The organism is Streptomyces kronopolitis (genome assembly GCF_050953795.1).
Lineage (GTDB): Bacteria > Actinomycetota > Actinomycetes > Streptomycetales > Streptomycetaceae > Streptomyces > Streptomyces kronopolitis_A.
The window spans coordinates 5521691-5536881 of the sequence record NZ_CP191850.1; the positions used below are offsets into that span (position 1 = coordinate 5521691).

The following is a 15191-nucleotide window of genomic DNA, read 5'->3' on the forward strand; positions in this document are numbered from 1 at the left end:
ACTCAGCGCGCTCACGCATCGGCCGTTCAATCACAAGCCGGTCGCCTTCCCCTGCCTGCCGCACGTCACCCGGAGCCGGAGCGCTGCCGGGCACAATGATGATGTCCATTCCTTACCTACTCACGTGAGTAGGCTGAACGACGAAAAGCCCCGGTACGAAGCGCAGTGCTCCATACCGGGGCTTGGCCGTGTCAGCCGTTCCGTTCGCCCGTCACATCGCTTCTCAGGAGCCGTACGTGATCGGTGCCTATCCATTCCTTGCGCAGTGACTTGCGCACTTCCAACCCGCTGCGAGACTCAACGCCCGTCGGCTGAATCTTCAGGAAGGGGATTCGCTTGCCGTACGCATAGCGAATCTCGATTTCCCGAATGATCGCGTCCGACGAACGTGAGCCATTCCCGCAACGGGTCGAGTAGTTGATGAGATCACCGACGTAGAGCGCTTCGCCGGCATAGTCGGTGACCGTTCCGCGCTGCCCCACCTAGTGATACTCCGGGTCGAAGTCGTCTGCCGTCGGGATGCCGAACCGGGCGCGACGCTCATGAAGGACGGCAAGACGCGCTTCCGGCGGGAACTCCCACAGGGGAAGCTTTACCGTGTCGTCGTCTGTGTCCCGCAGTGCGCGCGCCCAGTTGTACGGCTCCGCAGCATCGAGCTTGCTCACTCGGCAATCGCGTCGTCGTACGCCTTCACGACGTTGATGACGGGCTTGTAATACGAAACAAGCTTGTTCCGCATCGGGCCCTTCTTCGGCGTGTACTCCACAAGCTCAAGTTCAAGATAGGCGAGCACGCTGCCACCCTTGCCGATGCGCTCAACGTCGTCTTCGGCTTCGTGAATCACCTTGAAGAGCGTCCAAGACCCAGTCTGAAACTTGAACTTGCCAAGCTCCGGGTCGTCAGCAAGGGAGAAGGTCACCACCTGAGCCGGGTTCGGCGCGTCACCCTCCTTCGCCGCTGCCTTCCGCTCATCGAAAAGGGTCGGGCAACCGCACGGCTGGCCAATCGCGTCTTCGTCCTTGTGAGACAGGAACTCAAAGCCGTCACAGTGGTGCTTCAGCTTCCCGTTCCACCAAAGCTTCATGTCCCAGAAAACGCCGTCAGCCTCAATGACGACAGGGATACGATCCTTCGATGTGAAGACGTCAATGAAGTTCTCAGACGTCGATTCCTCGTTCTCGACCGGAGTGCCGCCGAAGAGCTGGGCAACAGCGTCAGCCACGGTCTTCTCACCCGTGGAAAAGCGCCACTCACTCAGCGCCACGGGCACCATGTTGCCCTTCTCGTTCTTCTCGGAGTAGCCGGAGTGCAGCCGGCCCACGGTGTCATCCGAGTAAGTCTCACGCTTCTTCGGCTTGTTGTCTTCGTCGCCGGCCCAAATGGAACGCTTCGCCATGTGTGATGACTCCCTTTGAAGGCGGACGGGCAGGAACCTTGCCGCTGCCCGTCCGTCTGACTTGCTCTGTCTCTTACGGGTAAGGGAGTCGGTGACTAGGGGGCCCGGAACGCACGAAAACCCCTCAGCGCCCGTGTAAGGCACTGAGGGGTTACGTGTGGGGAGTTGGGGCCCCTGGGTGCTAGTCGCGCCGCACGGACACGCCCAGGGCCGTCAGGATGCCGACAAGGCCAACGCCGTACAGACAGTTGACGAAGCCCAGGGCCGGAATGGCGTCGTTGTAGCCGTGCCACATGCCGACGTAGATCATGACGACGAACGCCGACAGGCTGAGCCCCAGGACAGCGAGCACGAAGCCAACAAGCGCAGCAAGCCCCAGGGTCTTCAGGTCGTTCTTCAAGCGCGTCTCTCCTTCGAGCGGGGGTGTGTCTCAGGTGCCAGTAAGGGAGTCGGTGACTACCGGGCGCGTCGCTGGGTGCCGGTCACAAGCTTGCCCGCTGCCTTCTTCGCAATGGGCTTCCCGATCACCTTCCGGGAAACGTCACGGTCCCAATCGAAGGTCGAACGAAGGTGCAGGAAGTGAGCGAAGACGTCCGGCCCAGTCTCGACCGGCTTGAAGGCCCAGGTCGTGTCAGTCACGTGAAGAACGGCAGCGCCGTCAAACTCCGGCATCGGCTCACGGTTGCCGTCCGGGTCAATGATGAAGTCGGCGTTCATGTAAGCGCTCATCTGAAGCGCAACGTCCGCGTAAGTTGCCTTCGACGTTTTCCAGTCGCCCATAATCAGATGGGGCGTGCCGGACCGGTCCGGAGTCGGCTTGCCTTCGGCGTCGAGCCAAACGCGCATGACAACATCAAAAGAGCCGGCATAGCCGTACGTGTCCGACCATGCGACATCTTCAGCGCGTACAAGCTCAGGGTTGACCGCCTCAAGAAACTCGCGGAAGTGCTCGACGTAAGGCTGAAGGTCACTCCGGACCCTGCCCACGTACTCACCCCGGATAAGGCGCTCAAAAAGGTCGTGAGCTTCGCTGCCCAGGTCAGCGCGAACCTTCGTGTATCGGCGCGCTGCCCCCTTCAGGTAGTCAACGGCTCCGTCACGATCGCGACGCGCCATGTCCGACACGAAGTCAATCGAGTCAACGGCAAGTTCCGCTGCCATCTTCGCTTGCCACGGAGCAAGGAAATTTTGCTTGGCAAGCATTCCGAGAACGGACGTCACGCCTGGGTGAACGATCTCCCGGTTCTCAGGGTGGACGTAGAACCGGCTTCCGCCACGGTAGACGGTACGAATCTTGGGCACTGGGGCCCCCTTCAGCGGTAGGAGTCTCTACCTGGGTTGAAGGGAGTCGGTGACCGGTGACGCTGTGACGAAGTGGCGTCGAGCCGGGATAGCTCTTAGAGAAGTCTTAGGTGAATTTGGATTTTGGGTCACAGCGTCACAGCATCACTAAGCCATGGTCAGCGCTGTGCGCCGCTGTATGGACGTGACGAAGCCCCGTCGGTACGTGGTGACCCGACGGGGCTTCTAGGCGCTGTGAGGGGTGCTCAGTGCGGTTGCGGGCCGTGTTGGCACCGAGAGTGCCCGTCACTGCCGCACATGTTGCAGGGGGCTTGATGCTCTTCGGTTGCTTCGTCGGCGTGGTCGCTCCGACAGTTCAGGCAGTAGGGCATTCGCGCATCCTTCCTAGGGCGAAGCCCCCAGGCTGGTTACTCCCAGGGGCTTCGCTCGGTGTGACTGAATGATTACTCTTCGTCGTCGGAGGGGAGAAGGGCGCTCAGGTCAAGCCCCAGGTCGTCAGCGAAGCTACGAATCAGCGCGTACGCCTCAGTCTTGACCTTCGTCTTCTGTGCAGCGGTCTTCACCTTCTTCGCGCGCTTGCCGGCCTTCTCCATCGCTGCCTTCACGGCTTCGAGCGCTTCCGTTGCCCGCTCAGCGTCGGTCTTTTCCTTCACCGGCTCAAGGAAGGATTCGGGGATTTCCTGCTTCAGGTCAACAATCTCGTCCTCAAGCGCCATTACCTTCTGTTCGTCAGCGTTGTCAGTCTCCCTCAGCGCCTCAAGTTCCTTCGACTTTTCGCCCAGCTTCTTCACGCGTCGGTCGATACGGGCAAGCTCCGTCCGGCCGTAGCGGGGAAGCTCGATTTCATGAGCGGCGTACAGCGCGCGGATTGCGTCGGACACGGACAGCTCAGCCGGAGCTTCCTTCTCTTCCGCCTTAGCCGCTTCGATCGCCTGGGCGTTCTCTTCCATGAGCTTGATAGCTCCGGGGAAGTGCTTGTTCAGCGACTCAGTTACCGTCGAGAACTCCGACGTGTCGAACGCGTCCAGCCACTCAACAAGGACGTCGGAAGCCTTGTTCTGAGACGCGCGCACCATGGACGTGTGAGCGGCAATCCGGTCAACGTCGTCGTCGGCAATCTTCTTGCGGACCGTGTCGTAAATCTCTCCGGCACCATTCTTCGTCGTCTTCCGGACCGACGTCAGGTCGGGCAGGTTCGCGGCGTCCGGGTTCGGGATGCTGAGGCGCATCCGAAGGATGATGCCCGCCAGACGCTCACCGACGTTCGACAGCTTCAGCCCCAGGTCGAGACCTTCGCTGAACGCCTTGACGCCGTCCGTGATGAGCTTGTCAACGCCTTCGAAGCTACGCGGGTCTTCGGCGGCAACCTCAGCGCGCGTCTGCACTGCGGTAGGCGTGATCGGATCGGCAGCGGGGGCCGGCTCCGGCTCAGGCTTCGCGGTCACCGCCTTGAACGCCTTCGTCACCTGGGTGCGAAGGGTGTTGCGCTTCGCCGTCGGAAGCTGACGAATCTTCTCGTCTGCCTCTTGCTTCAGCGCGGTCGCCTCACCGTGCGCCCCCAGGCCCGGAGTGACAGCCTTCAACTGGTCAATGGTCGCGTGAATCGCGCTGATCAGTTCGTCAACGTCCGGGGCGTTCGTGGCGTCGTTCTCAGTGGTTTCGGGCTTCTTCGCGGCCATGTCGTCTTCCTTCGGGTCGGCTTCAACTTCGGGTTCGTACGTTGCGAACACTTCGGCGTCGTATGTCGAACACGTCTTGCAGTCAACGGCGGCTTCGGTCGTGCGGTACTTCGTGCCACTGTTCGTCATGGCACCCGTACGGCAAGCGGGGAACACGTGGTCACCCAGGTACTTCGCGCGGAAGTGCACCTTGCCGCCCCGTACGCTGACCACGTTCGTACCGCTCATGTCCGCCCCTTTGCCGCTGTCGTTGTCTTGCGTGGCCGACTCTACCGGGGTCGCCGCGCCGTTGTCTAGCCTACTCACGTGAGTAGGCTGAGTTTCTTTGTTCGAGCCGTTCAGCTTGTCGAGCATGATGCAGCTTCGGCAGGTGGCCGGCGCGTCCGTGAAGCGGAACTTCATAAGGCGCATGGCCGGAGTGCTGTACTTCGGGAACGGGTGCGCGCACGTCGGGTCAGCAATATGCACCGTGCCACTGTCCACGCTTACGACGTTCACGCCCGAACCTTCCCGCCTCATGTGTCCGCTGGGATTGAGCGGCCCAACCTACTCACGTGAGTAGGTTGGGCCCGTGTTAGCTCTTACTCGGCCGTCTCGACTTCTTCGAACGGCTCGAAGATCAGCGCGTTCGGTCCCCAACCGATCATCGTGGTGCCACAGATCATGTCGGTTGAAACCGTCTTGACGTCCATCACGCCGCCTTCGGTGATAAGTACGTCCCCAAGGGTTACGTCCTTCGCGCGCTTCTTCATCCCGCCCCCTTCGTTGTTCTTGCTGACAGGTAAGAGACTACTCACGTGAGTAGGCACATGCAACCCCAGGCCACAAAAAAAGGCCCCCTACCGGCCACCCGAAGGCAGTCAGTAGGGGGCACGCGTCAGCGGCTCCGGGGGAGAAGAAGGCTGTCAACGATCCGGTTCAGGTCCTCAAGCGTCCCCGTGTTCGCAATGGTCAGTGAAGCCGCCCAGGTGGCTAGCTCCGTCTCGCTGTCATGCTTCGCAGTGTCGCCGGTAGCTCCGGCCCCAGGTCGAGTAACCCGAACCGTGGCGAAGCCCCTGTCACGAAGGTAGGTGGCTTCGTTCTCGTACCGCACGTCAGTGACGACGACCGGAAGCCCCAGGTGCTCAGCGGCGTCGATAGCCGGCGAAGCGGCACGGACCCAGAAACCGGGGTCAATGTCGCGTACCGTCTGCCCGACGTGCTGAAGCACCCGACGCACTTCCGGATACGTCACCTTCGCGTAATCCCAACCGACAGCGGCAATGAGCTTGCTCAGCCTCACATGCACGCCGTACGTGGTCGGGATGATCGGGTCAACGCGAAGCGCTGCCGCCTTCAAAGGGTCAGCAAACGCGACGCGCTGATAGCCGTAACGCTGCCGGAGCCGGGTTCCGACCGAATCCTTGCCCGACTGAGCCGGACCGACAAGCCCAATGCTCTTGTAATACGCCATGCCCCGACGTCCCTTCGTGTGGATGCTCTTACACCCGACACGAAGGGAGTCGGTGACGTTGGCCGGCTAGACCCCTAGCACCATGTGCGCGACGTCGAGCACGACCCGCCCAGGGAAGTCAGGCTTTACGGCCGTGATAGCCGAGACAGCACCGACCACGAAGGACAGAACGACCCGCTTGTGAGTCATGACCCAGGCGAGAAGAGCGCGAAGCTTCCCCACCTTGTCCGGCTTGCTGTGCTCACCCATAGACACCCCTTAGACCTTCGGAACCTTCAGCGCGTCCCACGAAGCCTTACCGGGCCAACCGTCGGCGTCGGCACCCGTGTACTTCTGCTTACGCTGCCACTTCGCATACGAAGCCTTGTCGGCGTCCGTCCACTGGGGGCCCGGACCCGACTTGTACGCGGAGCAACCGACGGCAACAAGGCGCTTGCCCATAGCCGTAACGATCGCGCTCTTCGGCTTGCCCTTGAAGAAGGCGGAACCGGGGAACGGCTCATACTTCGGCTTCGGCTTCTCGACAGTGCCGCCAACGTCCTTGACGCTGCCGGTTGCCTTGACCTTGTAACCGAACTTTGCGGCGTTCGGGTCCGCAGACACCGACCCGCCGTCGTAAGCCGGGTAGCCGTAGCCGTAAAGGTACGAGTCACGTCGAGCGCGCTTCTTCTCGTACACGCCGTCACCTTCGGCGCTCCCGTTCGCGTTCGTGTTGCCGCCGACCGTGTAGACGTAATCGGCGTCGTAAGAGACGACAATCTCAGTGTGCGACCCGCCACCGTTCCCGAAGAAAACCTGAGAACCAACCGCCGGGTACTCACTGAATCGGCCCTTGTTCCGGAACCAGGAAACGCCGGTTGCACACGAAGCCGTGCGCGGGAAAAGGTCAGCGTGCCCAGCGGTCAGCGCCACCCAGGAAATGAAGGTTGCGCACCATGCCTGATTCTGCGACCACTCAAGCCCCGGAACGGCCGGCGAATACTTCTGAAAGTTGTTCCAATGCCCGCCCGACTTGCCTTCGTGATAGCCGACTTCGGCAGTGGCGACGGACAGAACCTTTGCGATGCTCATACGAGTCTCTTTCTGTGCACCAAAAAGCCCCCCAGTCGGATTACTGAGGGGCCGTACCTACTCACGTGAGTAGGCTGGATTAGACGTTGGCTAGCGCCACAATCGGAAGGTCATGGTCAGCAAGGGCGGTCGACGCTCCCTGATTCGCTGTGGCCGGAAGAGCGCCCGTTCCCTGCCCTTCCGTGTACCAAGCGCGCGCCCATGGCGACGTCGTCATGAAGAAGTTCGCCGTTGCCACCGTGGCTTCGTTCTGTACGTGGTAGTAGGCGAAGTCAGCCGTGCCGCCCGTGACAAGCGCGAAGGCGACCCAGTACCGCCCAGGCGTAAGAACCGTCTGGGCAATCGTGATCGGCACAGCGCCTACGTGAGTCGTCCCCATGGCCGGAAGCGCTCCGGCTTCCTGCCCAGCCATCGTCAGCGCGACGGAAGCCGACTCAACAACCTTCGTGCCCGTGCCCGTGCCGTTCTCGCGGTAGATAGCCGCGCGGTACCGGTTTGCCGCAACGCCGCCGTATCCACGCGCGAACAACACGATCCGGTCAACGGTTGTCGACTCCGTGATGTTGATTCCCGTGAAGTACAGACGCGCGGGCTTCAGGTACTTTGCAACCGGGTTCACGACGCCGTACGGGTCGCACGACCATGCCTCAAAGCCCAGCGCCTTCGCGTTCCACTCGTTCCGGGCCACGTTCGGCACCTGGGCAATGGGAACGTCCCCCGACGCGTCGAGTGAAGCAACGCCGTTCACAGCGCCCTTCGTTGACGTAGCAAGCGCGCCCACGTTCGCGGCGGTAAGCGTCACGGTCGGGCCCGACTGACCGTTGACCGAAGTCACGGCGTTCGGGTCGGCAAGCGTCGGAAGCTGAGCCGAAGGAACCTTGCCGTCAGCGCCCAGCGAAGCAACGCCGTTCGCCACGCCCTTAGTTGACGCCGCAAGCGCCCCGACGTTGACAGCGGCTAGCGTGACGTTGCCGTTTACGTCCGGCGCGACAGTGTTGACCGCCGTGACCGTTCCCGCGCCCGTACCGTCAGCCCCAGCCGGCCCCGTGTCGCCCCGGTCGCCCTTGTCACCCTTGACGCCCTGAACGCCCTGGGGCCCAGCGTCGCCCTTGACTCCCTGAGCGCCTGTATCACCCTTGACGCCCTGAACACCCTGGGGCCCCTTCAGGTTGCCCACAACGGAGCCCCAGCCACTCGCGCCACGCTGCCACACGTCACCCGTGTCGGAGCGAAGCAACATGTCACCCGGCTTCGTGTCAGCGCTCGAAGTGCTCGACGTGCTGACGTACCATGCCGCGCCGCGAACGTCGCCACCAACGCGCGCCCAACTTCCGCCGGAACGCGCCCACATGGCTACCGTTGTCGACGTGACGCCCAGGAAGGTTGACGTCGTGTACTGGGTATAGACGTCGCCGTTCGCGCCCAGTGCCGAAGTCGGGTCAGCGGAACCAGTCCACACCTGGGAGCCGCGCACGCCCTGAACGCCCTGAATTCCCTGGGGACCTTCGAGCGACGCAACCCACTGCGCTTCGGTGCCTTCGTAGCCATTCGCAACGGCCACTTCGTACGCGCTGGGTCCGGGAACGGCTACGTAAGTCGGAGTCTCCGGGTTGGCCGGCGCGACGTCGGCAAGGTCAATCGTGTTGTTTAGTGTGTCCTTCGGCAGCACCATGGAATAGGTGCGCGCCCCAACGACGCCGGTCAGATTCTCCTTAACCGTGTACGTCCACCCAGTCGGGTTCATGTTGGGGGAGTCGGTAGCGGGAAGCCGCACGCCAATGTTTCCGTCGGCGTCAATCAGCCTGCCCGACTCATCGAGCGAACAGACGACCGGACCGGCAAGGAAAAGGTCCGACTCAGCGAACGTGACGAAGGGCGCAGTGAATGTAACGGTGCCCTTCAGCCCCCTTCCGCCGAAACCCTCGTACCATGCCGTGACCTTAACGGTAGGAATTTCATTCGGAATCGGCACGTGCGCCCCCTATCAGGTTGTCGATGTGAGTGCGAAGCTCCCGGTTCTCGATTCGGAGCGCTTCAACGACGTCGATAAGACGCGCAACTTCCTTTTCGAGTCGGTCAGCGCGCGCCGTCTGTGCCTCAGCCTCTTCGCGCCACGCATCCCGCGCGCCGGTCTTCACCTGCCGATAGACCAGCATGAGGAAAAGGCACGCGCCGCCGACAATCTCAGCCGTGCCTATCAGGTTGGAAAATTCCACGGTCTACCCAATCCAAGGGTCATTGATGTTGCCTGGGTCGCCCGTGCTCACGCCTTCCATAGACGTCCAACCCCAGCCGATCGGGTGCGCTTCGGGAATGACGCTTTCGGGCAACCCAACGCAGTAATGGAAATTCGAGATGTTGTAAGAGCCGTCGTCATCGCTGATCGGGCGACGCTGCCACGTCCAGCCCTTCGAACTCTGGTAATACATCTGCCACCAGGTCTCGCCGTTGATCGTCTGCGAGAATCCCGTAAGCCCGTCATCGGTCGTGGCGTTCTTCTTGATGGGGCCGGCGACGTACGTGATAGCCGAAGTGTCCGGCCCGACTAGATAGCGGTGCTGAAGCTCAATCGTGTAGACGCTCGTACCGTCTTCGTAATCCCAGCCAAAGGGGATTCCGTGCACCCAGCGCATAACGAAGGAATCGACAGCGCGCGACGTACCGCCGTGAAGCTGTACGGAAGTGGTCGCGCTGACGCATTCCTTGATGTTGTTTCCCGTGTGCTTGAAGGCGGCAAGCCTCACTTCGCCTTCGCGCTTTCCCTTGATGAAGTTGTCAGTGATGAACTTGACTTCAACGCGGTCGTACACAAGGCCCGTGACGTTCGCGATGCCGCAGGATGACCACACGTTCCCCGCAACCTTGCCGCGCCCTACTGCCGCCCAATCGTTGGTCGGGTACCGGTCGAACTTTGCGAGCACATCAGGCTTCCGCTCGACAGCCGCTAGCCGGCGCTTCAGGTCGTTCAGCTCATTCACAAGGGAAGGGCTCAGCGCGTTCGCGTTAATCGCCACTCGTAAACAACTCCTTATTGGCGAGAGAAAGCGACGTGACTTCGGTGCCGTTCACGTCAACATCGGTCTTGCGCTCCGTAATCACGAAGTCGTCAAGGATCGCGACGTACCCGGAATCAACCTGAACGCCGCCGCTGTCGCCCGGTATGAAGTCGAGCGGGTTGAACTCACCCGGATACAGGGTCAGCGAAGGAATGGCGACAGGGGCACGGCCGGCGGACGCAATCGCATACGCCTTGACTAGAAGAGCCTCAGTCGACTTCACATCAGAGAAAGTCGTGACGCTGTGCTTCGTCGGCATGTCAAGGGCGTTGTCAGCGATACCGACAAGCTTCGTCCCGTTGCCGTTGTCGGCACCGACGGCATACACGCGGGTTGCCATGGCGGCAGCGTCGTACGACACCTGAGTGACGTCACAGTTCGCCTTGTGCGTCAGCGCGAACGGAATAGGGTTCCCGCCCTTGCCCGTCTTCAGCGCCCGGTTACCAACGCGCGTGTTGCTTCGCCAAAAGGTCTCGTACCGGAAATTGAAACCGCCGTCTTCTTCGGCAAGCTCATTGATGGCTTCGGAAACAACCTTCAGTTCGTATTGCGTCCACGTGCGGGAACGAATCTTTCCGGTCGTCGTCAGCCGCGAAACGTCGGTGTCAATGCCGCCGTCTCCGTTGCACAGCGCGAACCAATCCGACAATAGAAGCGCCTGATCGGTCTTCCGGTTGTAGCCGTCGTGAAGCACGCGACCGGCGTAGTAGCTGTGCCACCCAGACGCATTGAGCGCCAACGTTCCGGCGGCAAGGTCAGCCGAAGCCGTCCACAGAATGCCGCCCCACACGGGTTCGTCGTCGCGCGTCACCACAAGGGCGGAGCGCCCAGGAATCAGCGTCGAAGGGTCGGCAGCGTCGAGCGGCATACCGACTGAGCACGCACCCGCAGCGTTCAGGGTTTCGCCGTAGCTAATACCCGTGACGGGCAACGCCATTTCGACGTTGCCCGTCTTCGCCTCTACTTGAAGTACCTCGTATTCAGGCATGGATATACCCCCTACCTATGCGAAGGGAGTCGGTGACTAGGAATTCCACGGGGACTTACTGAACTGTTCGTTGATGTACAGGTTGGCAATGTTGCCGTCGTTCCCGTACTCAACCGTCCCGTTGGTCATCAGCGCGAGACGACCGACGCCACCCGCTGAAGTGGTCCCGTACGTCTGCCCCGACGCCCCGTAAGTGTTCTGAGTCGGTCGAGTAATCCCCGAAGGGAGAAGGGCCGGCGTAGTCAGCGTGTCTAGATCCTTGCTGGGGGAGAAGCCCAACTGACCCGACAACTCCCAGCCGTTCGAAGACTCGCGCACGTACAGGGCACCGGTCACGGTCACGTTCGTGCCGTCCTTCGCCTGAACGTTCTGAGGGGTGCACGCCTTCCACGGTCCGGGGTCAGCCGTGAACCATGTCGAGTTGTCTCGACGCACCCAACGCTGATTCGTGCCGTAGTCGTACAGGGTGAAGCCCACGGGGAACGCCGACGCCGCCGGAAGGGTGCCGCCCCAGTCGATAGCCACACAGCCACCCGCGTACGCTGCCTGATCGGCATACTGACCCGTTGTGCGAACAACCGTGAGTGTGAAGGTAGTTGAGGACTTCGGAACGTCGACAACGCACAGCGCAACCGCATTGTTCGGGCGAGTAGGCGCGGCCGGAGTAGCGGCAGGCGTGCCCTGAATCAGTTCGACAGCAAGCCCGTTGCTGCCGTCAGCCGTCTTCGTGGTCAGCCGAGCAACGATAAGGTCCTTGCGCGGGTTGGTAGTTGAGGCGGCAGGCACCGACAGAGTTACGGCCGGCGACCATGCCCAGGTTGCGCCCCCAGGTGTGCCGCCGATCAGGGCGTTGCCGGAACCAACGGCAATCGTGCGCGTCGTCTGATCAGAGTTCGCAAGGAACTGAGAAGTGGACGTGAACAGATGCTTCAGCGTTCCGCGCGGAGTCATCACGCTTAGCCAATTGGCAAGGTCGTCCGCCGGGTACGAAGAGCCATCCTGAAACCATGCAAACCCAGCCATCAAACCCACCTATCCGACCACGTGATTACCGCCGTGGCTTCCGTGTAAGCGTCGGCACTCAGCAGACGCAACCGATGTTCCCCAGGCTTGTACTCCGGCCACGTGGCACCCGCAGAAATGAAGCCGCTAAGGTCCCCGCCCTGATCGTTCTTAACCGTCTGGGCAGCGGAGTCAATGACGATGTTTCCGGCGTACGACAAGCCGAACCAAAGCCCCGTAACGTCGTCAACAAGCCACGGGGAAGACGCGTTGCGAATCTCAACGACCGGTCGAGCAACAACGCTGCCGTACTCCGTGAAGCGGCTAACCGGGTCCGCCGTGACGCCCTGGGCTTCGAGCACGAACGGCACCGTTTCCCCAGTCGTAAGACCGGTAGCCGGCTGAGCCGTAACGGAACTCCGAACGGTCACGATTCGCGGAGCGTCGCCAACGATGTAAGGGGACGTCGAGAAAAGCTCAACGACCATGTTGCAAGTCATGTACGCGAAGTTCAGGTCAAGGGGTGCGCTCCGCTTCCGCACACGTGCCATGACGTACGCCGTCTGATCGGCCGCAGCGCCCGGAAAGCGGAACCGGAAGGGGATTTCATCAACCCCCGGAGTGAAAGCCGCCTGAAGGGCGTTCAGGGCTTCCGTGAACTCTTCACGCGTCGAGCCGTAGACCTCAAGCGTCAGCGTGACCGTGCGCCCGTTCATGTAGTCGCGCCCAGGCCAAAGCCCGTGACGCTGAACGATGGTTAGGTCTGACGACCGAATCTCAGGCAGCGACAGAAGCCCGTCAACGCCAACGATCGAAACGGCGGAGTCGGGCACCCCCATGACAAGCCCGTTGAACTCACATGTCCAGTCGCTCAGTTCCGCCACTGGGTCAACCTCCTTCAGTCATGGGAGCGCCCCCCAGCCGTCGAGACTGAGGGGCGCTTACCTACTCACGTGAGTAGGCTGGGTTATGCCGGGTTGGTGCGGAGCGCCCAGGCCACTTCACGGCCGATCGCGAACGGGTCGGCGTTGGTCTGGACGTTGACCGTGACTCCGCTGCCGCCGCTCAGGGCATGGTTCGGGCGAACCTGGGAGCCGTTCGGCAAGAAGACTTCTTCCGGGCCACGCTCACCAACGCGCGTCCAGCCTGAAGCCGGTCCACCCATGGCGCGAATCTTCGGAATCGGGCTGTCCGGAAGGTCAATGCTGAGCTTGCCCCAACCCAGCTTGTTCGGAATCGCCCAGTTCAAAAGGTCGATCACTCCGTTGATGGCACCCTTGGCGGCGCGACCGACAGCGGAAGCAAGCGACGACGCGAAGCCGCCCAGCTTGGAAAGCCCGTTCTTGATTCCGTCAATCACGTACCCGCCCAGGCTCTTCGCTGCGCTGAGCAAACGGGAGCCGGCCGAAAGGATGCGCCCAGGGAGCGAACTCACGAAGTTGACCACAGCGTCTAGGGCGTTCTTCGCTAGGTTCTTCACCCAGTTGAAGGCGCTCTTCGTCTTCTCAACGATCGTGTCCCAATGCTTGATGATCAGTCCCGGACCCGTGAAGTTCAGGAAGAGATCCTTCAGCCATCCGAAGATTTTCTTGACCCAGTCCCAAAGCCACTGAAAGACCTTCTTCGTGTACGCCCAAATCGTGTCCCAGTTGGCCACGATCAGAACGACAAGGCCAACGATCAGGGCAATGATGATCGGAATAGGGCCCATGGCGAGAAGCCACGCAGCGGCCATGCGCGCACCCTGAAGCATTGCCTGAGCACCCATGAGCACCCAACCGGCAACGACCTTCGCCGCATTGAGTGCCGCCTGAGCGCCCGACGCTATCCACCCGGCAACGACCTTCGCGTGTGCTAGGGCTTGCTTCGTGGATTCGATCACGGCCGTAGCCGACGACGTCACCCAGGCAGCAACCGCCTTCGCTGCGTTGATCGTTGACTGAACACCCCAGGCAATCAGCGCCGGAAGGAGAAGAACCGTGATGACTCCGGCAACGATGCTGAACGCCGTCTTGTGCTGGGAGACGAAACCCGCAGTGGACGCGATAGCCGAACCAATGCCCGCAATCGTCGGCGTGAACTTCTCAAGAACCGGCAGCACCGTGCCGCCGATGAAGTCGACCATGCCAGTCTGAAGCGCACGCGTGAACTGAGAAATCTTGTTCGCGGCGTTGTCGTGCATGGTTTCACCGGCGGTCTTCGCGGCTCCGTCGACCTTGCCCAGCGACTCAACAGCCGTAGAAGGGTCGAGCGCGAAAAGCGCGTCTTGCATGTCCTCAGCCTGGGTGCCAAAAAGCTTCACCGCTAGGGCCGAACGCTCCGCCGGGTCCTTGACCTTACGAAGCCCGTCAAGAGTCTGGTCAAGCGCCTTCGCTGCCGTCGGCCCACCTTCCGCAATGGCCTTCGTCATGTCCTTGCCGTTAAGGCCAATGGCCTTGTACGACGCGTTCACTTCGTCGCCACCCGCGCGGACGATAAGCCCGAATTCCTTCAGGGAGTCGGCCACAAGGTCAGCGTCACGCGCGCCACCCTTCAAGCCCTGAGACAGAAGACCCATGGCGGTCTTACCGTCAAGCCCGATGCCCTTGAACTGAACGCCGTATTCGTTGAAGGTGTCTAGAAGATCCTCGCTCTTGTTCGCGCCTTCCTGGGTGCCCTTGACGAGAATGTCAAAAGCCTCAGTGGCGTTCTTCGCAAGACCGGTCTTCAACATCTGACCGACAGCGGCAGACGTCGGGCCCACTTCGTCGCCCAGGACGTTCGCGACGTCCATAGCTTGTTTCGAAATGTGCGCCATTTCATCGGCAGTGGCACCCGCCGGAACTAGACCTTGCTGCCACAGTCCCTTCAAGGCTTCGTTCGCATCGGCCACAGACTCGCCGTAGCCGTCCGAATAGACCTTGCCCGCTGCCTCACCCAGGGTCTTCGCCTCAGCCGGCGACGCACCCAACTGAGCGGCGAGAAGGTCAGTGCCCACTTCCTTCTCAAGCGCCGAAGCGATACCCGCACCGATGCCGACAGCGATAGCGCCACCCGCTACAGCAGCAAGCCCCTTCGCCGTCTCACCGAACGAACTGACATCATCGGCGGCGTCATCAAGCGTCTGTGCAAGTTGATCAGCGTCGCCCATGATCGTGACCTGAATAGGTCGAGCCATAGCGCCCCCTTACGTCATGACCGGCGTACGCCGTTCCCCACCCTGGGCACTGCCGCCCCTGCCACGTCCGGCGCGCTTAACGTCCTT

16 protein-coding genes are annotated in these 15191 nt (G+C 61.5%); all 16 read right to left on the reverse strand.

The window, feature by feature from the left end:
• Positions 1-191 precede the first annotated feature (191 nt).
• A complete protein-coding gene (locus ACQP17_RS24565) occupies positions 192-482 on the reverse strand; it encodes a hypothetical protein (RefSeq protein WP_433858220.1) in 291 nt (96 codons plus the stop codon).
• Positions 483-665 carry a hypothetical protein gene (locus tag ACQP17_RS24570; RefSeq protein WP_433858221.1) on the reverse strand — a complete coding sequence of 61 codons (183 nt, stop codon included), beginning with the start codon at positions 663-665 and terminating at the stop codon, positions 483-485.
• Entirely contained in the window at positions 662-1396 is a 735-nt protein-coding gene (locus tag ACQP17_RS24575) for a hypothetical protein (RefSeq protein ID WP_433858222.1), read from the reverse strand. Before ACQP17_RS24575 ends, ACQP17_RS24570 begins: the two co-directional genes overlap by 4 nt.
• A 181-nt stretch (positions 1397-1577) precedes the next feature.
• Entirely contained in the window at positions 1578-1796 is a 219-nt protein-coding gene (locus tag ACQP17_RS24580) for a hypothetical protein (RefSeq protein ID WP_433858223.1), read from the reverse strand.
• A gap of 56 nt (positions 1797-1852) precedes the next feature.
• Entirely contained in the window at positions 1853-2698 is an 846-nt protein-coding gene (locus ACQP17_RS24585) for a hypothetical protein (protein WP_433858224.1), read from the reverse strand.
• Positions 2699-3141: 443 nt separating this feature from the next.
• A complete protein-coding gene (locus tag ACQP17_RS24590; protein WP_433858225.1) occupies positions 3142-4875 on the reverse strand; it encodes a hypothetical protein in 1734 nt (577 codons plus the stop codon).
• Between the two features lie 83 nt (positions 4876-4958).
• Positions 4959-5129: a hypothetical protein gene (locus ACQP17_RS24595; protein ID WP_433858226.1), complete on the reverse strand. Its 171-nt coding sequence runs from the start codon at positions 5127-5129 to the stop codon at positions 4959-4961.
• 125 nt (positions 5130-5254) lie between these two features.
• Positions 5255-5830 carry a hypothetical protein gene (locus tag ACQP17_RS24600; protein WP_433858227.1) on the reverse strand — a complete coding sequence of 192 codons (576 nt, stop codon included), beginning with the start codon at positions 5828-5830 and terminating at the stop codon, positions 5255-5257.
• A gap of 258 nt (positions 5831-6088) precedes the next feature.
• The gene (locus ACQP17_RS24605) at positions 6089-6901 is read right to left on the reverse strand and encodes a peptidoglycan-binding protein (protein WP_433858228.1); all 813 of its coding nucleotides are present in this window, start codon (positions 6899-6901) and stop codon (positions 6089-6091) included.
• Positions 6902-6980: 79 nt separating this feature from the next.
• A complete protein-coding gene (locus ACQP17_RS24610) occupies positions 6981-8873 on the reverse strand; it encodes a hypothetical protein (RefSeq protein WP_433858229.1) in 1893 nt (630 codons plus the stop codon).
• Entirely contained in the window at positions 8857-9117 is a 261-nt protein-coding gene (locus ACQP17_RS24615; RefSeq protein WP_433858230.1) for a hypothetical protein, read from the reverse strand. The genes ACQP17_RS24610 and ACQP17_RS24615 overlap by 17 nt, the downstream gene beginning before the upstream one ends.
• A 3-nt stretch (positions 9118-9120) precedes the next feature.
• Positions 9121-9915 carry a hypothetical protein gene (locus ACQP17_RS24620; protein WP_433858231.1) on the reverse strand — a complete coding sequence of 265 codons (795 nt, stop codon included), beginning with the start codon at positions 9913-9915 and terminating at the stop codon, positions 9121-9123.
• Entirely contained in the window at positions 9905-10945 is a 1041-nt protein-coding gene (locus ACQP17_RS24625) for a hypothetical protein (protein WP_433858232.1), read from the reverse strand. Before ACQP17_RS24625 ends, ACQP17_RS24620 begins: the two co-directional genes overlap by 11 nt.
• 36 nt (positions 10946-10981) lie before the next feature.
• The gene (locus tag ACQP17_RS24630; protein ID WP_433858233.1) at positions 10982-11968 is read right to left on the reverse strand and encodes a hypothetical protein; all 987 of its coding nucleotides are present in this window, start codon (positions 11966-11968) and stop codon (positions 10982-10984) included.
• The gene (locus ACQP17_RS24635) at positions 11968-12831 is read right to left on the reverse strand and encodes a hypothetical protein (RefSeq protein ID WP_433858234.1); all 864 of its coding nucleotides are present in this window, start codon (positions 12829-12831) and stop codon (positions 11968-11970) included. The genes ACQP17_RS24630 and ACQP17_RS24635 overlap by 1 nt, the downstream gene beginning before the upstream one ends.
• A gap of 83 nt (positions 12832-12914) precedes the next feature.
• Positions 12915-15077 carry a phage tail tape measure protein gene (locus ACQP17_RS24640; RefSeq protein ID WP_433858235.1) on the reverse strand — a complete coding sequence of 721 codons (2163 nt, stop codon included), beginning with the start codon at positions 15075-15077 and terminating at the stop codon, positions 12915-12917.
• Positions 15078-15191: the final 114 nt, after the last annotated feature.

Coding starts and splice junctions, on each gene's coding strand:
- ACQP17_RS24640 (WP_433858235.1), bottom strand. CDS start 15,077: ATGGGCGACGCTGATCAACTTGCACAGACGCTTGATGACGCCGCCGAT.
- ACQP17_RS24605 (WP_433858228.1), bottom strand. CDS start 6,901: ATGAGCATCGCAAAGGTTCTGTCCGTCGCCACTGCCGAAGTCGGCTAT.
- ACQP17_RS24630 (WP_433858233.1), bottom strand. CDS start 11,968: ATGGCTGGGTTTGCATGGTTTCAGGATGGCTCTTCGTACCCGGCGGAC.
- ACQP17_RS24595 (WP_433858226.1), bottom strand. CDS start 5,129: ATGAAGAAGCGCGCGAAGGACGTAACCCTTGGGGACGTACTTATCACC.
- ACQP17_RS24600 (WP_433858227.1), bottom strand. CDS start 5,830: ATGGCGTATTACAAGAGCATTGGGCTTGTCGGTCCGGCTCAGTCGGGC.
- ACQP17_RS24575 (WP_433858222.1), bottom strand. CDS start 1,396: ATGGCGAAGCGTTCCATTTGGGCCGGCGACGAAGACAACAAGCCGAAG.
- ACQP17_RS24625 (WP_433858232.1), bottom strand. CDS start 10,945: ATGCCTGAATACGAGGTACTTCAAGTAGAGGCGAAGACGGGCAACGTC.